Raw genomic sequence first — 20,316 nt, forward strand, 5'->3', positions numbered from 1 at the left:
GTCGTTGTCCAAGAGTGCCCCACCGGTCCGGCATGTGGAGTAGCCCCCTCCGTCCTCTCGGGGGGAGCACCCCCGCCGACCGGCGGGGGTAAGCCGAGACCAGCGGCGGATTCCGCCCCGGACCGCTACCCGGCAGAGTGCCTCACATGCTGCACCATCCTGCGGGAGTCCTCAGGATCCCCGCACGTTCCACGCGACGCCGCGCCTCTGTGCGCACGCTGGCCGCTCTCGCGGCCGCAGGTGTCGTCACGGGACTGATAGCGGGGTGCAGCACACAGTCACAGGCCGCCGCGCCCCCCACACGCGGCGGCCTGTCGACTGCGTACGGACCGGCCAAGGGCGGCGGCCAGGAGCGGGCGCGGGACTTCCTGCGGACGCGACGACTGCTGGAGCACGTGGCCGGGCGGCTGGGCGACCGGCTGCGGTTGCCACCGCGGGTCGAGATCGCGCTCACCGGCCGCTCGTGCGGCAGCTCGGACGTCGCGTACGACCCGGAGAAGGGGCGGGTGGAGCTGTGTTACGAGTTCGTCGACGAGGTGCGGGAGCTCTTCGAGGACGAGGCCGCGGGTTCGGACGCCGCCGGCTCGGTTGACGCGGACGCGGAGGGGGCGTCCGCGGCCCGGGTCGCGGACGCCGTCGCGGACAAGACGGCGGGAGTGGTCACCGAGACGCTGTACCACGAGGTGGCGCACGCGCTCATCGACCGGCTGGAGCTGCCGATCGTCGGGCGCGAGGAGGATGTCGCGGACCAGTTCGCGGCGTTCAACCTGATCCCCCAGGGATCCGCGGGCCGCGCGGCGGTGTTGGCGGCGGCCGAGAACTACGCGCTCTACGCCGAGCAGACCGACCCGCGGGACATCGACTTCGCCGACGAACACCTCCCCGACGCCTCCCGTGCGGCCAACTACCGCTGTTACGTCTACGGCTCCGCGCCCCGGTCCCACGACGACCTCGTCGACGGCGAGCTTCTGACCAAGGCTCGCGCCGAGTTGTGCGAGGACGAGTACGCGGACCTGAGGCGCGGTTGGGGCGAGCTGCTCGCCCCGTACGAGACCGCCCGCTGACCGGCCCCTTCGCGGGGGGAGGGGCCGGCCGGCGGGCGGTCGCCCACCGGCGTCGTGCGACGCCGGGTCGTTCGAGTGTCTCGCCGTCGCGGCGGAGGAGGGGTTCCCGCCGCGACGGCGAGCTGCCACGTCGCTGGAGGCCGCCGGGGCCGGCCCGACCGGGGCCGTTCGGCGCCCCCGCGCGTTCGGCCGCCGCCGGGCCGCGACGTGGAGTGTCTCGCCGTCGCGGCGGGGTGGGTTGCCGAACGGCGCGCGTGACACACGGTGCGCCCGGCGAGGAGGAGCCCGTCCCGCCGCGACGACGAGCGGATGCCCGGGGGAGTCGGTCGGGATCGGCGATCAGCGCACCCGACTTCGCCAGGGTCGGCGAGAGCGTTCCGGCGATGCCCCGGCCCGCCGAGCCCTGGGGAGGGCGCCATCGGCGCGATACCGGGGTCCGGGGCGCTGCCGGGCGGTGCCCACTTCTTGGGCGCGGGGCCGGCTGACGGCCCGGCCGCGGACGTACCCGGCACGGGCACCGCCGGCACGGGTGACACGAACGCCGCGGCGGGACCGTCCGGTGCCGGCGGCGAGAAAGGCGACCACCAAGGCGACCACCAAGGACATCCGGTCCGCTGCCAGACGAAGGCGGTGTGAGGGGCGGCACGCCGCGACCATCGGGCCTTCGAAGAGCCCGAAGACGTCCATCGGACAGCCGAACCCGGCGGTGAGCGGCATCGCCGCGGACAAGCCGACCAGCGGCGCGCTGAGCGACCGCCACACCGGGGCCCGGCGCGCCGCGCCAGCGCGGTGGAGCCGAAGGCCGGGAGCGGCGTGCCGGCCCGCGCGGAGGCCGCCTACGGCCCCGGGCGCGGTCACGGCGCGCGATCGGCGCGTTCCGCGGGACACCCTGCGAGGACGCACCGGGGCGTGGTGCCGGACTCCCCGCCGCGCACACCACCCGGGGGCCAGCTCGGCCTGGCGTGGCGGCCGGGGCCGGACGCCCGCCCCGTCCTCGGGCGGGGTGTCAGAAGGGGTCGGCGGGGGCCGGCCCCAGGGTGGTGGTGCCGGGCGCGGCGCGGTGGCCGAGGCCGGTGCGGTAGGCGTCGAGGGCGGCCTCCACCCGGCCTTCGCGGCGCAGCAGGTCACCGAGGAGGCGGCAGAGGTCGGCGAGGTCTCCAGCCGCCCCGGTGCGCTCCAGGAGGGAGAGCGCGGCGCAGTAGTGCTCTTCGGCGCACTCGGTGTCGCCGCGCTCCTCGGCGATCAGCCCGAGCAGCCGGTGCGCGCCGCCGGCGTGGACCGCGCCGCGTTCCGCGGACAGCTCCGCGACCTCCAGCAGCGGCCGCAGCAGCGCCTCCGCCTCGGCCGCGCGGCCGCGCCGGCGCAGCACGTCGGCGAGCTCCACCTCCACCTGGACGGTGAAGAGCGCCGCCCGCTTGGAGGCGAGCATGTCCCGCGCGGTGCGCAGCTCGTGCTCGGCGCGCTCCAGGTCGCCGTCCTGGGCGTGGACATAGCCGCGCATCCAGTGGCAGTGGGCGAGTTCGGTGCGGATGGAGAGCTGCCGGTAGAGCTCCTGGGCCTTGGCGAGCGAGGCGTCGGCCTCGGCGGTGCGGCCCTCGGCGATCAGGGTGCGGGCCACGCCCCGGTGCATCCCCGCCACCAGCGCCGGATCGCTCACGCGCGGGGCCAGCGCGAGGGCGAGCTCGGCGGCGTGCGCCGCGCGGGCGTGGGCGCCCATGTCCATGTAGGGGGCGATGGAGGCGGTGTAGAGCAGCAGCAGGGCGTCCGGGTCGTGCAGTCCGGAGGCGTTGAGCTCGTCGAGGGTGCTCTCCAGCAGGTAGCAGGCGTAGCGGAGTTCCCCGGCGAGCAGGTGGGCGGTCGCCCGGCCGCGGACGGCGGGGACCCGGCGCGGCAGCGGCTCGTGGGCGAGCAGCCGCTCGGCCGCCTCGAAGTGGTCGCGGGCGATGGTCAGGTCGCCGCTCTCCAGGGCGCAGTCGCCGAGTCCCAGCAGCGCCGCGGCGCGTTCGGCGGTGAGCTCCAGCCGCTCGGCCTCGTGAAGCAGGTCCCGGAAGCCGGCGGCGGCGTCCTCGGCGGCGCCGGTGGCCAGCTCCCGGCGGGCGTCGGTGAGCCGTGCCCGCAGCCGGGTGGCCTCGTGCGGGGAGCGGCCGGTGGCCAGCTCCTCCACGGTGACTCCGAGGCGGCCGGCCAGGTGCCGCAGGGCCGCCTCCGAGGGCCGTACCTTGCCGGCTTCCAGCGTCGAGACGTACGCGGCGCTGTAGGCGGGCTCCGCCAACTGCCGCTGGGTGAGCCGCCGCTCGGTGCGCAGCCGCAGCACCCGACGCCCTATCTCCTCCGGGGACTGTCCGAGCATCCCCGCGTCCCCGCCCTTCGCAGCCCCACGGCCCGCCGATCCACCGCCGGCGACCCGCGCGCCCGCCTCCCGGTCCGCCTGCCCGGTGGCTTCCGCCGCGACGATGGTGCCGGTCGGTTTCGGCTCGGCCTGGGTGGGGCGCGGGGCCGGAGGCGTGGCCGGTGTGGCGCTGGCCGGGTTGGCGGTGTCGGCTCCCCGGGCGGTCTGGCCCGGCGCTTCCGCCGACTCCGGCGCGGAGTCGGCCCGTTCCGGGGTAGAGGTGCCCGTCTCCCGGTCCGCCCGAACGGTGGCTTCCGCCGCGGCGGTGGTGCGGGTCGTTCCGGGGGTCGGTTTCGGCTCGGGCTGGGTGGGGCGCGGGGCCGGAGCCGTGGCCGGCGTGGCGCTGGCCGGGTTGGCGGTGTCGGCTCCCCGGGCGGTCTGGCCCGGCGCCTTCGCCGACACCCGTGCGGAGTCCGCCGGTTCCGGGGCAGAGGTGCCCGTCTCCCGGTCCGCCCGAACGGTGGCTTCCGCCGCGGCGGTGGTGCGGGTCGTTCCGGGGGTCGGTTGCGGCTCGGGCTGGGTGGGGTGGGGGGCCGGAGCCGTGGCCGGTGTGGCGCTGGCCGGGTTGGCGGTGTCGGCTCCCCGGCCGGTCTGGCCCGGCGCCTTCGCCGACTCCCGTGCGGAGTCCGCCCGTTCAGGGCCGGGGGCCCCGGCCACCCTCCGTCCCCGCGGGGCTCGGCCCCGCGGGTCCCGTGTCCGGTCGTCGCCGGCGATCGGTTCGGTCACCGTGCCCTCTTCTCAGCCTCTCGCCCGCCGCCCTGCCGGCGGTAGGTTAATCGCTGAGCTAAGTCCATTGACGTGAGGATTGAAAGATGTCGAAGGCGATGGATTCAGGTCTGCGACGCGCCGGTGACGCCACGATGACCGTCCGTCAGCCAGGGCTGGTCCTCACCGATCACTCCTTCGACGTCCCGCTCGACCACGCCGTGCCGGAGGGGGAGCGGATCCGGCTGTACGCCCGTGAGGTGGTGGCGGCCGATCGGGTCGGGCGGGCTGAGGAACTGCCGTGGCTGCTGTACCTCCAGGGCGGTCCCGGGTTCGGGGCGGACCGGCCGGTGGGGCGTACGGGCTGGCTGGACCGGGCTCTGGACGAGTACCGGGTGCTGCTGCTGGACCAGCGGGGGACCGGGCGGTCCACCCCGGCCAACCGGCAGACGCTGCCGCTGCGCGGCACGCCGCGGGAGCAGGCCGACTACCTCGCGCACTTCCGCGCCGACGCCATCGTGCGGGACTGCGAGCTGGTGCGGCGGCGGCTGACCGGCGGCCGGCCGTGGACGGTGCTGGGGCAGAGCTTCGGCGGCTTCTGCGCCGTGAGCTATCTGTCGTACGCGCCGGAGGGGCTCGCCGCCGCGCTCATCACCGGTGGGCTGCCGGCGCTCGACGAGGACGCCGACGCGGTCTACCGCGCCGCCTACCCCCGCATGGAGCGCAAGACGCTGGCGCACTACGCGCGTTACCCGGGGGACGCGGAGATCGCGCGTCGGATCGTCGCTCACCTCGCGGTCCACGAGGAGGTGCTGCCCGACGGCGGCCGGCTCACTGCGGAATCGTTCCAGCAGTTGGGCATCGTCCTCGGCACGGGCGACGGCTCGCACCGGCTGCACTACCTGCTGGAGGACGCCTTCGTCGCCACCCCGGAGGGCCCGCGGCTGAGCGACGCCTTCACCGAGCAGGCCGCCGCCCTGCTCTCCCGCGCGGGCTCGCCCCTGTACACGCTGCTCCACGAGTCCATCTACGCCCAGGACGGCCGACCCACCGACTGGTCCGCGCACCGGACGCGGGCCGAGTTCCCCCAGTTCGACGCGGACAAGGCGGTCGCCGACGGGCGGCCGGTGCTGTTCACCGCCGAGACCGTGCACCCCTGGATGCTGGAGACCCACGCCGCCCTCCGCCCGCTGCGCCACACCGCCGAACTGCTCGCCGCGCGCACCGGCTGGAGCCCCCTCTACGACGCCGAGCGGCTGGCCGCCAACACCGTGCCGGTCGCCGCCGCGATCTACCACGACGACCTCTACGTCGACACCGCCCACGCGTTGCGCACCGCGCGGGCCATCCGCGGACTGCGGACCTGGGTCACCGACGAGTTCGAGCACGACGGGGTGCGCGCGGGTGGGCGCCGGGTGCTGGACCGGCTGCTGCGACTGGTGCGCGACGACGCCGCGTAGCCGGCCCCGTCGCCGGTGGACCGCGCGGGAGCGACCCGGCCATGGCGGGTCGGTCGTCGCCCGCGAGGTCCCGCGCGGGGTGTGAGCGGCTCGGTACACGGAGTGGGCGTCAAAACTCCTGCCTCATAACGCACTTCGATGACTTTCGCATCCGCCATTGCCCTGCGCCACAGGAGCGTTCTAAGTTGAGCGGCGAATTAATCCGCCTTAACTCGCCGCTTACCCATGGGCGGCGGGCAAGCGCGGATCGCAACTCCCCCCACCACAAGACAGACTTCGGAGCACCCACGTGCCTACCCCCCAGCGCAGAGGCGCGCGCGCCCGCGTACGCACCGGCATACGCAAGCCCATCAACATCCTGGCGCTGACCGCGACGGCCGGCGCCGTCGTGGCCGCGTCGCTGGCCGCCTCCGCCGACGCCACGCCCACCACGAAGGCCGCGCCCCACCCGGCCCCCGTCACGCAGAAGTCCGAACGCACCCACCACGTCGAGTACTTCACCGGCCCCGACGGCCACCCCCGGCACACGGAGGTCCCCGCCGCCACGCCGGAGCGGCTCACCCGCTCCGCCGCGCCGCTCTCCCCCGCGCAGCGGGCCGCCGACGGCGACGTCTCCTCGATCGTGTCGAACGGCTCGACGGAGGACAAGGTCGACGTCGTCTTCATCGGCGACGGCTACACCGCCTCCCAGCAGGAGGACTTCCGCGCCGACGTGCGCGCGAAGTGGGCGGAGATATCCGCCGTCAAGCCCTACGCCTCGTACCAGAAGCTGTTCAACGTCTGGTCCGTGGACGCGGTCTCCCAGCAGTCCGGCGTCTCCGGCGACCCGCAGCAGGGCGTGGTCAGGGACACCGCCCTGGACTCCCACTTCTTCTGCGACGGCATAGAGCGGCTGCTCTGCGTGGACACCGCCAAGGTGGAGTCGTACGCGGCCAAGGCCAAGGACGCCGACCTGGTCATCGTGCTGGCCAACTCGACCAAGTACGGCGGCGCGGGCTACAACGACGTCGTCTCCAAGGTCGGCTACGACGGCATCGCCACCGCCTCCTCCGACAACGAGGACTCCGTCCAGGTGGCGGTCCACGAGACGGGCCACTCGTTCGGCAAGCTGGCGGACGAGTACGTCTACGACGAGTACGGCGACTACACCGGCGCCGAGCCGACCGGCTCCAACATCAGCAAGCTCAGCGCCGAGGAGCTGAGCGCGCAGCGGAAGAAGTGGTACCGCTGGATCGGCCAGGACTCCCCGGACGGCGGCAAGGTCGGGACGTACGAGGGCGGCGGGTACTACCCCAGGGGCATCAACCGCCCCACCGAGAACTCGATCATGCGGACGCTGGGTCGTGAGTTCAACCTCCCCGGCCGCGAGGCGATGATCGCCGGCTTCTACCGGCACGCCAGCGTGCTGACCAGCACCACCCCCAAGGGCTCGGTGCTGGCCCGCAACGCCAAGCTGACCGTCTCCCTCCCGGCCTCGGCCTCCGTGCGGTGGTACGTGGACGGCAAGGAGGTCACCGCGGCCGCGGGGAAGACCACCGTCACCCCCGCCTCGCTGGGCGTCCCGACCGACGGTCGTAGCCACACCCTGAAGGCCACCGCGACCGACCGGACGAAGGCGGTGAAGGACCCGGTGCTGCGCAAGCTGCTCACCGACTCGCGCACCTGGAAGACGAAGGGCTGATCCGCGCGGCCCGCACCGGCCGGCCGCCCCGTGGCACCCCGCCGCGGGGCGGCCGGCCGCCGAGGCCGCGGACCGGCTCCCTGGCCGGACCCCGAGCGGGGGCTTGAAGCCGGGGGCGTGCGGTGGCCACCGGACCCGCCCGCGCGGTGACTCCCGTGCGCGGCCGTGCGGTGGCGCCCGTGCGGCGGCTCCCTGATCCGGCCGCGCGGTGGCCGATGGCCGGCGTCCGCTAGGCCAGCACGGTTCCGGTGCCCGCGCAGCCGCTGCACTGGGTGGTGGTCTTGTTGCCGAGGTGGGTTTCCCACTCCACCTCGCCCGCCCCGCCGCAGTCGGGGCAGATCTTCTCCGGCGGCAGCCCGTCGCTCATGATCAGTTCTCCTTCACCGGGTCGCGCCCGTCCATCATTGCGCAGCAACGCCCGTGTTGGGGGTGTTCAACCCGACAACTCCCGCTCCAGGGGGGTACGGAAGCGAGGCGTGATGCGTGTCTCGCCCAGCCAGCCGGCCAGCCGTTCGGCCTCCGCCGCCACCGCGTGCTCCGCCTCGCGGCCCGTGTCGACCAGCAGCCGCCACACCGGCTCGCCGTCGGGGCGCTGTGCCCAGCCGCCCACGATCCGGCCGTTCCACCACACGGTGGGACCGATGTTGCCGTTGCGGTCGAAGAGCGCCGGGACGTGCTCCGGGTCCAGGTACCAGTCGCGGCCCCGCCAGCCCATCGCCGTCGGGTCCAGGCCCGGCAGCAGCGCGGCCCAGGGCTCGGGCTCGGGGAGCTCGGCGGTGTCCCCGGGGACCGTGAAACCGGGCCCCTCGTCCAGCTCCACCGGCTCCGCGCCGAGGTCGGCCAGGGCCCGACGGGCGTCGGTCAGCGTCCAGCCGGTCCACCACTTCAGATCGGCCTCGGTGGCCGGCCCGTAGGCCGCCAGCCAGCGCCGCGCCAGCTCGGCCTTGGCCTCGCGCACCGGCAGTTCGGGCAGCGGGGGGACCGGCGCCCAGGGGTAGAGGCTGCTGGTCCACGAGCCGCGCGGGCGGCAGCGGCGGATATGGCCGTCGGAGGCGAGCAGCCGCAGCAGCCGGCTGCCGACGCTCTGCCTGGCGGCGTACGACGTCCCGGCCCCGTACTCGATCTGCTCGCGCAGCGCGGGCACGTCCCGGGCCAGCTCGGCGGTGGTCGCCTCGCCCCGCGCGGTGAGCGCGGCCAGCACCGCGCGCTCGGTCGCGGCCAGCCGCTCCTCGTCCCAGCCCCGCGCCCAGTCGGTGAGGTGCTTGAGCAGGGTGGCCCGCTCCTTGGCGGCGATCGCCCGCGCGGTCGAGGAGTTCACCACCGGTGCGAGCCCCGTCGTCACCGCGAACAGGGTGCGCCGCATGCTCAGCAGCTTCACCAGCGACACGTCCTCGTACAGCGCCCGGTCCACCGCCGCGGCGTCCGGCGCCGCCAGCCGGGCGCAGGCCGAGACGTAGACGGTCGCCGCATCGGTGGCGTGCAGGCCGACCACGGCCTCCACCGCCTCCTCCACGGTGGCGGCGCGCCGCGAGGGGGCGAGGAGGTGCCGCCGCCCGAGGCGGGCACGGCGCTGGGCGGGTCCGATACGGGGCGGGCGCGCGGGGCTCATGGGGCGACGGTAGGGGACGGCACCGACAGTCGCCCGCGCGAGCGTCGCCTCCGGGAGCGGGTCGGACGGTGTGCCGGGCGGTACGCCGGGTTCGCGCCGTTGGCCGGTCTCGTGCGGCAACGTCTTCGTCACAGCTTTCCGGTGGGTCCGACCTGGGTGACGGGGCTCGTGGAACTCCGGGTCATGATGGTGGTCATGACGAACCTTGGGGGACGGGCGAACGAGCCCACGAGTTACGGGCTTCAGCCGCCGCAGGCCCCGGCGTCGGGTGAGCCGGTCGTACCACCGGCCGGGGCGGAGCCGCGACCGGGCGGCTACGGGCCGCCGCACCCGGGGGTGCCGGCGCAGGACGCGCCGGCGGGCCCCAGGCCGACCGCCACCGTCGCCGACGCCGCCGGCGGCCCGGACCCGCGGACCGGCGTGGGCGCGGGAACCGGCGCGGCGGAGCCCGACTCCGGACGGGTCATCGGCGGCCGCTACCGGCTGCTCTCCCGGCTCGGCCACGGCGGCATGGGGACCGTCTGGAAGGCGCACGACCAGGTCGTGGACCGTCATGTCGCGGTGAAGGAGCCGCGGGTGCCGGACCATCTGTCGGAGCAGGACCGGCAGAACGTCTATCTGCGGATGCAGCGCGAGGCCCGCGCGGCGGCGCGCATCGACCACCCCTCGGTCGTCACCGTGCACGACGTCGTCATGGAGGACGGCCGTCCCTGGATCGTCATGGAGTTGGTCTCCGGCCACTCGTTGGGCGACCGGCTCGCCGAGGGCACGCTCGACCCGCGCGAGGCGGCCCGGATCGGCGCGGCGGTGCTGGGCGCGCTGACCGCGGCGCACGAGGCGGGGGTGCTGCACCGCGACGTCAAGCCGGACAACGTGCTGCTGGCGCGCAACGACCGGGTGGTGCTGACCGACTTCGGCATCGCCCAGGTCGAGGGCGAGCAGGGCCTGACGGAGACCGGCGCCTTCGTCGGCTCGCCCGAGTACATCGCGCCGGAGCGGGTGCTGGGCCAGCGGCCGGGCCCCGAGTCGGACCTGTGGTCGCTGGGCGTGGTGCTGTACGCGGCCGTGGAGGGCATGTCCCCGTTCCGCCGCTCGCACACCCCCGCCACCCTCCAGGCGATCCTGTCGGCGGAGCCGCAGACGCCCGCGCGGGGCTCCGGGGCGCTGGGCACGCTGATCATGCAGTTGCTGCGCAAGGACCCGGCGGCCCGGCCGACGGCGGGCGAGGCGCGGCAGACGCTGGAGTCGGTGGTCCGGCCGCCGCAGCCGGACCCGACGCTGCTGGCCACCCGGGTGTCCGGAGCGGACGGCGCCGCGCCGACCGGCGGCAGCCGGTTCGTCCCGCCCGTCCTGCACAAGAACCGCAAGGCCCAGTTGGGGCTGGTCGCGCTGGTGTTGGTGGCGGCAGCGGGCGCGGCGCTGGCCGTGGTGAACCCGTTCCGCAGCGAGGGCGGGCTGCCCGCCGGCTGGACGGTCCGGGAGGAGCCGGAGGTGGTCACGGCCTCCCTGGCGGTGCCCGAGACCTACCGCCGCGTCGTGGACGACGACGAGACCGACGGCACCTCGGTGACCTTCAACGACCCCAGTGGCGTCTTCACCATCAGCCTGTCGCGGGTGACCAACGATCACAAGATCGCCGCCTCCACCGCCGCCTCGGACATGATCGAGTGGTACGAGGAGGGCGCCGGCAGCGAGATGAAGGACGCGAAGAGCAAGAAGGGGGCCTCCACCAAGGAGGGCGACGTGACGACCGCCGACGTCACCACCACGTACCGGGAGTACGGCTCCTCCGACGACGCGATCCGCTACGCCTACCGCGACCACCTGGTCGCCAAGGGCGATGTCGTCTGGCAGCTGTCCGTGCAGATGCCGGCCGCCGGCGACGCCCGCGAGAACGGCGACCGGCTCTTCGACGAGGTGAAGAAGCACCTGGACATCGACGGGCTGGAGAAGAAGGCGTCGTAGCGGCGCGGCCTCCGCGCCCACCCGCGCGGAGGTCGTACGCACATCCGGGCGCCCTGGCGGTCACGCGCGCGAAGCCGTACGCGCGTCCGAGCGCCCCGAGGGTCACGCGCGTCCGGGCGGGCGCCGGCGGCGTCCCGGCGGGCGTCCCGGCGACCCTCCGGGGGAGTGTGCCAGCAATCGCTGGCACGATGGCCGAAAAACGGTTACCGACGGGTACCCAAAGGGATCGTCCCGCAATACGCTCATCGCATGACGGACTCGCAGGACAGCGCAACCGCACCGGTTCCGGCCGCGGCCTCCGACACGGCCCCCGGCTCCGCCCCGGGTGGCGGCAATCCGGCCGCCGCCGCGGGCACCCGCACCGCAGCCGACGTCATCACCCCCGACCTGGTCGCCCGGCTCACCCGGGACGTCGTCGGCGGTGCCACCACCACCGCCGGCCGCGCGCCTTTCACCGGGGAGCCGCTCGCCGAGCTGCCCGAATCCACTCCCGAGGACGTCGCGACCGCCTTCGAGCGGGCCCGCGCCGCCCAGCGGGCCTGGGCCGCCACCCCGGTGCGGCGCCGCGCCGCCGTCCTGCTGCGCTTCCACGACCTGGTGCTCAGACGGCAGTCGGAGGTCCTGGACCTCATCCAGCTGGAGACCGGCAAGGCCCGGCTGCACGCCCACGAGGAGATCCAGGCCGTCGTCCTGTCCGCCCGCCACTACGGGCTCAGGGCCGCCGCGTATCTGCGGCCCAAGGGCCACCTGGGCGTCATGCCGACGCTCACCAAGGTCACCGAACTGCGCCACCCGCGCGGCGTCGTCGGCCAGATCGCGCCCTGGAACTACCCCCTGGAGCTCTCCGTCGGCGACGCGCTGCCCGCCTTCGTCGCCGGCAACGCCGTGGTGATGAAGCCCGACACGCAGACCGCGCTCACCGCCCTGTGGGCGCGTCAGCTGCTCATCGAGGCCGGACTGCCGCCCGCCGTATGGCAGATCGTCATCGGCGAGGGCCCCGTCGTCGGCCCCGCCGTGGTCCGGCACGCCGACTACGTCTCGTTCACCGGCTCCACCCGCACCGGCCGCGAGGTCGCCCAGGGCGCCGCCGCCCGGCTGATCGGCTGCTCCCTGGAGCTGGGCGGCAAGAACGCCATGCTGGTGCTGCGCGACGCCGACCTGGACCGGGCCGTCGACGGGGCCGTCCGCGGCTGCTTCTCCTCCGCCGGCCAGCTGTGCATCTCCATCGAGCGGCTGTACGTCCACGACTCGGTGGCCGAGGCGTTCATCGAGCGGTTCGTCGCCCGCACCAAGGCGATGCGGCTCGGCACGGCGCTCGCCTACGGCGCCGAGATGGGCTCGCTGGTCTCCACCCGCCAACTGGAGACCGTCGGCCGCCATGTGGAGGAGGCCGTCGCCAAGGGCGCCACCGTGCTCGCCGGCGGTCGGCCGCGCCCCGACATCGGCCCGCTCTTCTACGAGCCGACCATCCTCGACGGTGTCGAGTCCCCGATGGCGGTCTGCGCCGAGGAGACCTTCGGCCCGGTGGTCTCCGTCTACCGCTTCACCGACGAGGACGAGGCCGTCGAGCGGGCCAACGCCACCCCGTTCGGGCTCAACGCAGCCGTCTGGACCCGGGACGGCCGGCGCGGCCGCGCGATCGCCGCCCGGCTGCGCGCGGGCACCGTCAACGTCAACGAGAGCTACGCCGCCGGCTACGGCAGCGTCCGCGCGCCCATGGGCGGCATGGGCGACTCCGGCCTCGGCCGCCGCCACGGCTCCGAGGGCATCCTGAAGTTCACCGAGCCGCAGACGGTCGCCCAGCAGCGGGCGCTGCCGCTGGGGCCGGCCTTCGGGCTGACGGACGAGAAGTACGCGGCGCTGATGAACCGCGGTCTGCGAGCCCTCAAGGCGCTGCGGCTGCACTGACCCCGCCCCCGAACCCCGGCCGGCAGGCCGCGTACGCATGACCGGCCCGATCCGCGGCCAAGGCGCTGACCAGCACGTTTCCAGGGAGGTACCGGTGTCAGGGGACAAGCGCGCCCGAAACCAGGAGCTACCCGACGGCGATGACCCCGCCCGCGACGCCCCCGTCGACGCGGAGGTCGACTACGACGTGATCGTGGTCGGCTCGGGCTTCGGCGGCTCGGTGTCGGCCCTGCGACTGACCGAGAAGGGCTACCGGGTCGGCGTCCTGGAGGCGGGCCGCCGCTTCACCCGCGACACCCTGCCCAAGAGCTCCTGGAACCTGCGCGACTACCTGTGGGCGCCGGCCCTCGGGCTCTACGGCATCCAACGCGTCCACCTGCTGGGCAAGGTGATGGTGCTCGCGGGCGCCGGGGTCGGCGGCGGCTCGCTCAACTACGCCAACACCCTCTACGTGCCGCCGCCCGCCTTCTTCCAGGACCCCCAGTGGGGGCACATCGCCGACTGGGAACAGGAGTTGCGGCCCTACTACGACCAGGCCCGGCGGATGCTGGGGGTGCGCCTCAACCGCACCCTCACCCCCTCCGACGTGCATCTGAAGGACGCCGCGGAGCGGATGGGCGTCGGCGACACCTTCCACATGGCGCCGGTCGGGGTCTTCTTCGGCGACGGCCACGACGCGGACGGCGCCACGAGGGCGGCGCCGGGCGAGACCGTCCCCGACCCCTACTTCGGCGGCGCGGGCCCGGACCGCGCGGCGTGCGTCGAGTGCGGGGAGTGCATGACCGGCTGCCGCCACGGCGCCAAGAACACCCTCAACGAGAACTACCTGTACCTGGCCGAGCGGGCGGGCGCGGTCGTCGAGGAGATGACCACGGTGGTGGCGGTCTCCGACCACCCCGGCGGCGGCTACCGGGTCGCCACCGTCCCCACCGACGCCCGCCGCCGCGGCCCCCGGCGGACGCTGCGCGCCCGGTGGGTGGTGCTCGCCGCCGGCACCTACGGCACCCAGACGCTGCTGCACCGGATGCGCGACCAGGGCCTGCTGCCGCGCGTCACGGACCGGCTGGGCATGCTCACCCGCACCAACTCCGAGGCGCTGGTGGGCGCCCAGACCACCGAGCGCCGCTACCGGCGGCGGCACGGCCGGCGGCCGGACTTCACCCGGGGCGTGGCGATCACCTCCTCCATCCACCCCAACGACACCACCCACATCGAACCGGTCCGCTACGGGCGGGGCTCCAACGCCATGGGCGCGCTGTCCATCCTGCAGATCCCCCACGGCGGACGGCTGCCGCGGCTGCTGCGCTTCCTCGCGGCCAACCTCCGCCACCCGGTGCTGTGCGCCCGCTCGCTGTCCAACCACCGCTGGTCCGAGCGGACCATCATCGGCCTGGTGATGCAGACGCACGACAACTCGCTGACGACGTACCGCCGTCGGCGCGGCCCGGGCAAGGGGCTGCTCACCGCCCGGCAGGGGCACGGGGAGCCCAACCCGGACCACATCCCCGAGGGCGCGGAGGCGGCCCGGCTCATCGCCGCGTCCATCGACGGCTTCGCCGGCAGCAACGTCGGCGAGCTCATGGGCACCCCGCTCACCGCCCACTTCCTCGGCGGCTGCCCCATCGGGGAGGACGCCGAGCACGGAGTGATCGACCCCTACCACCGGCTCCACGGGCACCCCGGCATCTTCGTCGTGGACGGCGCCGCCGTCTCCGCCAACCTCGGCGTCAACCCCTCGCTGACCATCACCGCCCAGGCCGAACGCGCCATGGCGCTGTGGCCCAACAAGGGCGAGCCGGATCCGCGCCCGGCCCCCGGCGCCGGCTACCGGCGGCTGGCCCCGGTGCCCCCGGCCCACCCGGCCGTTCCGCCGCACGCCTTCGCGGCGCTGAACCTGCCGGTCCTCCCCGTCCCGACGGTGCCGCCCAAGCGGTGACCGGCGGCGGCCGTCACCTCCCGGGGCGCCCGGCACCGGATGCCGGCGGTCACCCGGTGGCGGCCCGCAGCGGATTGGGCACGGGCACATAGCGGGAGCTGCCGCCGTCGGCGTCCCGCCAGCGCAGCAGCAGATTGGCCTTGGCGGGCAGGTGCGCGGCGGTCAGCAGCTCCCGGACCTCGGGCGGGTCGCCGTGATCCGCCGCGTAGTCGGCGAACACCGCCCGCGCGCGGCGCCACAGCTCCCCACCCAGCTCCGGGTGGCGCTCGTGGATCGCGCCGGCGATCTCGGCGAGGTTGTTGACCACCAGGCAGTAGACCAGCCGCTCCCAGCCGCGCTCCGCGCTCACCCCGGGGTTCGGCGTCCCCGGCCCGAAGCGGCCCAGCACCGCGCGGTGGCGCTCGGCGACCAGCTTGACGCCCTCGTGGTCGCGGAAGAGCACCTGCGCCGGGAGGCCCTCCTCGTCGACGCAGACCAGGACGTTCTGCAGATGGCACTCCAGCACCACGCCGTGCCGCAGCCCGGCGTGCAGCACCGGCGGGACCACGTGGTCGAGGTACCGCTGCCACCAGCCCAGGGCCGCCTCCGGGGTGGTGCCGTCCAGCGGGTTGCCGGGGAAGCCCTCGCTGACACCGGCGGCGAGCAGCGGCGTCACCCCCGGCTTGAGGTGCGTCCCCAGGCCGTCGCGGACGACCACCGCCAGCGCCTCGTAGGCGTCCCGCCCGCCCAGGTCGGCCGTGCGGTAGCCGCGGTCGGACAGCACCGAGGCCAGCGGCAGATACGGGGGCAGGTCGGCGAAGGCGGCCGCCAGCAGCTCGTCCACGATCCGCAGCCACCGCAGGTCGCGCAGCCACAGCCGGCGGATGTCGTTGGTGATCCGCACATCCAGGCTGAACTTGCAGAACAGGTCGGCATCCGGCAGATAGACCGTGCGCAGCGAGGAGGTCGGCACGGCCAGGCCGGCGGTCCGCCCGAGCCGCAGCAGCCGCCCGTCGCGGAAGGCCGGCAACGCCCCGAGCAGCGCCAGCTGCCAGGGGTGCGCGGGCAGCAGCCGGTAGCCGTCGGGCGGTGCCGCGCCGAGGACGTCCAGCGCCGAGGCGTCACCGTCGCCCGCCACCAGGTCCTCCCGCACGCCGAGCAGCTCCAGCGGGAACCGGGCGTACGCCTCCGGGGCGTACGGCAGCCAGCCGTCCGGGGAGCCGGCGCCGCGCGCCTTGGGCGCCGGGTGGTACCGGTGCCCCGCCAGCAGCGCCTGCTCGGAGCGGAGGTACGGGTCCTCGGGGGGCGTCGCGGAGTCGCGGGCCGCCAGCAGCGCCGCCATGACGTCCCGGCTGTCGGCTATCTCGGCGGGCAGGGCGGGGTTGCCGCGGCCGGTGTGCCGGCCGAGCTCCTCCGCGGCCAGCTCCACCAGCCGCGCCAGCGTCAGCGCGCGCCAGCCCCCGGCCGTGCGCAGGGCCGGCTCGCGGGGGTGGCGCCCGGCCCGCACCCGTAGCAGCCTGCCGGTGGCCGGCAGCCGGTACGCGCGATGTCCGGCGGCCCCCTCCGGGTCCCGTTCGGGCCGGGCCACCTCGCGGATCAGGCAGTTGAGGAGCGCGGTCGTCGACAGGGCCTCGGCACGTGTCCCGTCGTCACCCATGACACCTCCCTTCCGTGCGAACCTTCCGTACGGATGCGGCGCGCACCGCACCAGTGTCCACAAGGTGTTGCCCGGTGTCCTGGCGGGTAACTCACCGCGCGCGGGCCCCGATGAAGGGGGTGACTCCCATGGGTGCCGGAACCGGCCATGTCCCGACGGGCCGGCCGGACGGGGTGGGTCGGCCCCTGGAGGCGGCCTTCGCCGCCGAGCTGGCGGCCGTCCGGCCCGAGCTGGGCGACGCCTTCGCCGAGGCCCTGCCACGGGCGCGCTCCGCCGTGCTCGGGCGGCTGTGGCGGGCGCTGCTGTACGAGCCGCTGCCGGGGGTGGCGGGCCGTGACGCGGCGGCGGGCGTGGTGCGGCTCGACGACGGACGGCGGCTGAGCGGGCCGCCGCGGCTGCCGCACGACCTGGACCGGCTGGAAGAGGCGCTGACGCTCCGGTTGGACGGCCGGCCCCACACCCATCCGGCAGGGCTGCTCGCCGCCGTCGCGCTGCCCGGCGCCGCCACGCTGACCGCTGAACTGGATCACAGCGTCGCCTCGTTGGCGCTCTCCCTGGCCGGGGCCGCGGCGCCGCCTCGCGCGTCCGTGGAGCCGCCGGGGGCGGACGAGGAGCTCGCCCACGTCGAGCAGGGCGTGGTCGACGGCCATCCGTACCACCCCTGCTGCCGCAGCAGACCCGGCTTCTCGGTGGCCGAGCAGCTCGCCTACGGGCCGGAGCACCGGCCGGTCGTCGGCGTGGACCTGGCGGTGGTCCCCGCCGACCGCTGCCGGGTCGTGGGGGAGTGGCCGGCACGGCTGCGGGACGGCGACCGGCTGCTGCTGCCGGTCCACCCCTGGCAGGCCGCGCATGTGCTGCCGGAGCTCGGGGGGCCGCCGCTGCGCACCGGGGCGATCCCGGCCCGCCCGCTGATGAGCGTGCGGAGCTTCGCCCCGCTGGCCGGCGGGCCCCATCTGAAGACGGCCCTCTCCATGCGGCTGACCAGCCAGGTCCGGGACATCTCGGCGGGGTCGGTGGCGAACAGCGCCGCGCTGTCCGCGCTGCTGACCCGGGTGGTGGAGCGGCTGGAGCGGCTGGACGGAAGCCTGCGGATCACCCGCAACCTCGGCGCGGTCTCGGCGGTCGTGCACGGCGTGCCCAGCCCGGACCTGGCCGTGCTGCTGCGCGAGTCGCCGTCGGAGGTCGCACGGCTCGGCGCGGGGGAGCGGGTGCTGCCGGTGGCGGCGCTCGCGGCCCGCCCGGCGGCCGGCGGACCGCCCCTGATCCACACGCTGCTGGGATCCGCCGGCGTCTCCGGCGTCTCGGGCGTTTCCGGCCTCTCCGGCTCCTCGGGCGACGCCGCCGTCGACTGGCTGGGCGCCTTCGCCCGGCTGCTGCTGCCGCCGCTGCTGCGGCTGCTCGACTGGGGTGTGGCGCTGGCGGCGCACGGACAGAACCTGCTGGTGGTGCTGGACGCCGCGGCCCGGCCGCGGCGCTTCGTCTACCGTGACCTGGCCGACGGCCGGGTCAGCTCGGCGCGGCTGGGCCGCCTCGGGTTCACCCCACCGCCGCTGGGCGGCCGGGCGGTCGAGGACGACCCGGCGGTGCTGCGGACGAGGCTCTACGGCGATCTGCTCGGGTCCACGCTGAGCGCGCTGGTCGCCGCGCTCGGCGCGGGGGAGCGGAGCGTCGAGGCCCGGCTGTGGGCCGCCGTCGCCGCCGCGGCGCGCGAGGCGTTCGAGGAGCTGCCCGCCACCGCGAGGAGCCGCGCCGACCGCGCCGCGCTGTTCGGGGACGAGGTGCGGGTGAAGGCGCTCACCACGATGCGGCTGGAGGGGGTCGCGGGGGAGCGCTGGATGTCGCTGCCCAACCCGCTGGCCTGAACACGGCGCGCGGAGCATGACCGCGACGCCTCAAGGCGCCACCGGGGCCCTGGAGACACCCGGAGCCACGGAGGTTCCTGGAGACCCCCGGAGACACCCGGAGACATGGCGAAGGGCCGCTCCCCCTCGATGGGAGAGCGGCCCTCGGGCGGGCGCGCCGACGGGCGGACCCGTCGGCGCGCGGCGCACTCCGTCAGGCGGAGCGGCGGCGCACGCCGTAGACCGCGCCCGCGCCCAGAAGGATGGCGACACCACCGACGATGCCGAGGGTCGGCAGCGCGGAGGAGGAGCCGGTCTCGGCGAGCTCGCCGGAGACTGGCAGCTCACGCCGCTCGCCACCCTGCGGGGCGGGGCGGTTGGTGCGGTCGCTCGGCTTGCCCTCGGCCTCGTCCACGTCGCCCGGCTCGCTGCCGGCGACCAGCACGTCGAACTCGTAGTCCCTGGCGTCGGAGAAGCCGCAGACGTCGTCCTCGTCGTGGTAGGCGCCGATCGCCACCGCGAAGCCGTAGCTGCCCGGCGTCTTGGCGTCGACCTTCAGCCGCAGCTTGGCGTCGGCGTACTCACCCGGCTTGAGCTGCTCGACGGTGGCGAAGTAGCCGGCCTCCTCGTGGGTGATGGTGGTCCAGCGGCCGGCGTCCGCGTCGTACCACTGGAGCGTGAGGTATGCCGAGACGTCGTCGAAGTCGTCCTTGGCGATCGCGCCCACGGAGGCGTACGCGTCGACGGTCTTCATCGCCTTGTCCGAGGTGTTGGTGGTGCGGAAGGTGAGGTTCACCCAGCCCGCGCCGGCCACGACCTTGCTCGGCAGACCCCGCAGCTCGGTGCTGACGGCCACCTCGTCGGTGACGTCCTCGCACACCTCGTCGTCCTCGGTCGGCTCGGGGCTCGGCTCCGACGTCGGCTTGCCGGTCGGGCCGGGCGTCGTCGGCGTGGGGGCGGTGTCGGTGGGGGTGGGCGCGGTCTCCGTCGGGGTCGGCGCCGTGTCGGTGGGAGTCGGCGAGGTCTCCGTCGGAGTGGGCGTGACCGTCTCGGTGCTGGTCGGCGTCTCGGTCGGCTCGTCGGTGGCCGTCGCGGTGTCGGTCGGCGTCGGGGTGGCGGGGCTCGACGTCTCGCTCGTCGGCGTCTCGGTCGGCGTCTCTGCGTACGCGATCGGGGCGCCGACCAGCGCGGCGGGTGCGATGGCGGCCGTCACAGCGGCGGCCGCGAGAGCGCGGCGAAGCTTCATGAAGCCCTCACTCAGGGTCCGTACGGGAAGGCCGGCGCGTTGGGGGGCGCGGTCAGGCCGTGCGTTTGCACGTACATGACCAGTGGTGGCGAGAAATGGTTGCGCGACGGACGAAGCTGCTGGGGCGTGAGGTGGATCACTGGCCGAAAGGGGCCGGTGGTGCCGGTGGTGCCTGCGGTTCAGGCGATACGGGACGGCCTGGAGTGCGCCGGGTGAGCGAAGGGCCCCGGGGCGCCCGCGTGCGGCGGGCGTCCACGGGGCCCTCGGCGATCAGCACCGGCGTCAGGGCGGCGCCGGTGCCGACGGGCGGCGCCGGGGGGTAGCGCCGCTGGCATGGGGCATGGCGTGAAAGCGTGGTGGCGGCGCGCTGTAGTGCGGTCTTGACAGTGAGCGAAGGGGTCGTTCGCGGCCACTGCGGATGACTGCATCGTGGTGGATGCGCCACATCGGGCGCAACCGTTTCGACCGGATACGGTCGGTCCCAGGCGTCCCCGGGACCGACCGTCCTTGAGTGGTGACCGGGCTGCTGTCCCCTGCTGACCGGTCACCGCGCCGCAGCGAGGTCCCACGACGCGCCACCCGGATCACCGCAGGGGGGCCACGTCTCATCGCCGCGGCGGATCTGAGCCACGCGCGGACTGTGGTGCGGACCGCTCCTGGCTGGCGCGGTCACCGGTACCAACGAGGGGTCTCCGCCGCCGGTCACGCGCCGTACGGGTGACGGAGCAGGACGTCCCGTTACGCCGCCCGCGACCCCTGATCGGCGGGGGCTCGCCGCCCCGGTCGGCCCCCGAGCCCTCCCGGGGCCCGCCCACCCGCTGGGGGCGCCCTGTGCGCCCCGGGGCCCCGAGGGCAGCCCTGGAGCCCTGGGTGCCG

Annotated in this window: 12 protein-coding genes; 7 read left to right on the forward strand and 5 right to left on the reverse strand. The window is 75.2% G+C overall.

Features of this window, described 5'->3' with window-relative positions:
- Positions 1-146: 146 nt before the first annotated feature.
- Positions 147-1,064 carry a DUF4344 domain-containing metallopeptidase gene (locus LRS74_RS19055; RefSeq protein WP_277742121.1) on the forward strand — a complete coding sequence of 306 codons (918 nt, stop codon included), beginning with the start codon at positions 147-149 and terminating at the stop codon, positions 1,062-1,064.
- 1,006 nt (positions 1,065-2,070) lie between these two features.
- Here the strand turns inward: LRS74_RS19055 and LRS74_RS19060 are convergent.
- The gene (locus LRS74_RS19060) at positions 2,071-3,414 is read right to left on the reverse strand and encodes a helix-turn-helix transcriptional regulator (RefSeq protein WP_277744826.1); all 1,344 of its coding nucleotides are present in this window, start codon (positions 3,412-3,414) and stop codon (positions 2,071-2,073) included.
- Positions 3,415-4,265: 851 nt separating this feature from the next.
- Between LRS74_RS19060 and LRS74_RS19065 the strand changes: the two genes are divergently transcribed.
- Positions 4,266-5,618, forward strand: coding sequence for an alpha/beta fold hydrolase (locus LRS74_RS19065; RefSeq protein ID WP_277742122.1), 1,353 nt, complete (start codon positions 4,266-4,268; stop codon positions 5,616-5,618).
- Between the two features lie 289 nt (positions 5,619-5,907).
- Positions 5,908-7,299, forward strand: coding sequence for a M64 family metallopeptidase (locus LRS74_RS19070; RefSeq protein ID WP_277742123.1), 1,392 nt, complete (start codon positions 5,908-5,910; stop codon positions 7,297-7,299).
- A 229-nt stretch (positions 7,300-7,528) separates the two neighbouring features.
- Here the strand turns inward: LRS74_RS19070 and LRS74_RS19075 are convergent, their stop codons facing one another.
- Entirely contained in the window at positions 7,529-7,666 is a 138-nt protein-coding gene (locus LRS74_RS19075; RefSeq protein WP_277742124.1) for a hypothetical protein, read from the reverse strand.
- Between the two features lie 66 nt (positions 7,667-7,732).
- Positions 7,733-8,908: a winged helix DNA-binding domain-containing protein gene (locus LRS74_RS19080; RefSeq protein WP_277742125.1), complete on the reverse strand. Its 1,176-nt coding sequence runs from the start codon at positions 8,906-8,908 to the stop codon at positions 7,733-7,735.
- A gap of 195 nt (positions 8,909-9,103) precedes the next feature.
- Here LRS74_RS19080 and LRS74_RS19085 point away from each other — a divergent pair, with 195 nt between their 5' ends.
- From LRS74_RS19085 to LRS74_RS19095, 3 genes are all read left to right on the forward strand, one after another.
- Positions 9,104-10,873 carry a serine/threonine-protein kinase gene (locus LRS74_RS19085; RefSeq protein WP_277742126.1) on the forward strand — a complete coding sequence of 590 codons (1,770 nt, stop codon included), beginning with the start codon at positions 9,104-9,106 and terminating at the stop codon, positions 10,871-10,873.
- Positions 10,874-11,122: 249 nt separating this feature from the next.
- Positions 11,123-12,781, forward strand: coding sequence for a succinic semialdehyde dehydrogenase (locus tag LRS74_RS19090; protein ID WP_277742127.1), 1,659 nt, complete (start codon positions 11,123-11,125; stop codon positions 12,779-12,781).
- A 187-nt stretch (positions 12,782-12,968) separates the two neighbouring features.
- Positions 12,969-14,717, forward strand: a complete 1,749-nt coding sequence (locus LRS74_RS19095) for a GMC family oxidoreductase (protein ID WP_277744827.1) — start codon at positions 12,969-12,971, stop codon at positions 14,715-14,717.
- A gap of 49 nt (positions 14,718-14,766) precedes the next feature.
- Here LRS74_RS19095 and LRS74_RS19100 read toward each other — a convergent pair whose 3' ends face one another.
- On the reverse strand, positions 14,767-16,353 hold the full coding sequence (locus tag LRS74_RS19100; protein WP_277742128.1) for an IucA/IucC family C-terminal-domain containing protein: 1,587 nt from the start codon (positions 16,351-16,353) through the stop codon (positions 14,767-14,769).
- Positions 16,354-16,481: 128 nt separating this feature from the next.
- Here LRS74_RS19100 and LRS74_RS19105 point away from each other — a divergent pair, with 128 nt between their 5' ends.
- A complete protein-coding gene (locus LRS74_RS19105; RefSeq protein ID WP_277742129.1) occupies positions 16,482-18,215 on the forward strand; it encodes an IucA/IucC family siderophore biosynthesis protein in 1,734 nt (577 codons plus the stop codon).
- Between the two features lie 193 nt (positions 18,216-18,408).
- Here LRS74_RS19105 and LRS74_RS19110 read toward each other — a convergent pair whose 3' ends face one another.
- Entirely contained in the window at positions 18,409-19,440 is a 1,032-nt protein-coding gene (locus LRS74_RS19110) for an LPXTG cell wall anchor domain-containing protein (RefSeq protein ID WP_277742130.1), read from the reverse strand.
- Positions 19,441-20,316: the final 876 nt, after the last annotated feature.

This window comes from Streptomyces sp. LX-29 (assembly GCF_029541745.1).
Taxonomy (GTDB): Bacteria; Actinomycetota; Actinomycetes; order Streptomycetales; family Streptomycetaceae; genus Streptomyces.

Excerpts from the sequence above, each read along its gene's own strand:
- LRS74_RS19080 (WP_277742125.1), bottom strand. The coding sequence starts at position 8,908 with ATGAGCCCCGCGCGCCCGCCCCGTATCGGACCCGCCCAGCGCCGTGCC.
- LRS74_RS19100 (WP_277742128.1), bottom strand. The coding sequence starts at position 16,353 with ATGGGTGACGACGGGACACGTGCCGAGGCCCTGTCGACGACCGCGCTC.
- LRS74_RS19075 (WP_277742124.1), bottom strand. The coding sequence starts at position 7,666 with ATGAGCGACGGGCTGCCGCCGGAGAAGATCTGCCCCGACTGCGGCGGG.
- LRS74_RS19085 (WP_277742126.1), top strand. The coding sequence starts at position 9,104 with ATGACGAACCTTGGGGGACGGGCGAACGAGCCCACGAGTTACGGGCTT.
- LRS74_RS19055 (WP_277742121.1), top strand. The coding sequence starts at position 147 with ATGCTGCACCATCCTGCGGGAGTCCTCAGGATCCCCGCACGTTCCACG.
- LRS74_RS19110 (WP_277742130.1), bottom strand. The coding sequence starts at position 19,440 with ATGAAGCTTCGCCGCGCTCTCGCGGCCGCCGCTGTGACGGCCGCCATC.
- LRS74_RS19065 (WP_277742122.1), top strand. The coding sequence starts at position 4,266 with ATGTCGAAGGCGATGGATTCAGGTCTGCGACGCGCCGGTGACGCCACG.
- LRS74_RS19090 (WP_277742127.1), top strand. The coding sequence starts at position 11,123 with ATGACGGACTCGCAGGACAGCGCAACCGCACCGGTTCCGGCCGCGGCC.
- LRS74_RS19060 (WP_277744826.1), bottom strand. The coding sequence starts at position 3,414 with ATGCTCGGACAGTCCCCGGAGGAGATAGGGCGTCGGGTGCTGCGGCTG.
- LRS74_RS19105 (WP_277742129.1), top strand. The coding sequence starts at position 16,482 with ATGGGTGCCGGAACCGGCCATGTCCCGACGGGCCGGCCGGACGGGGTG.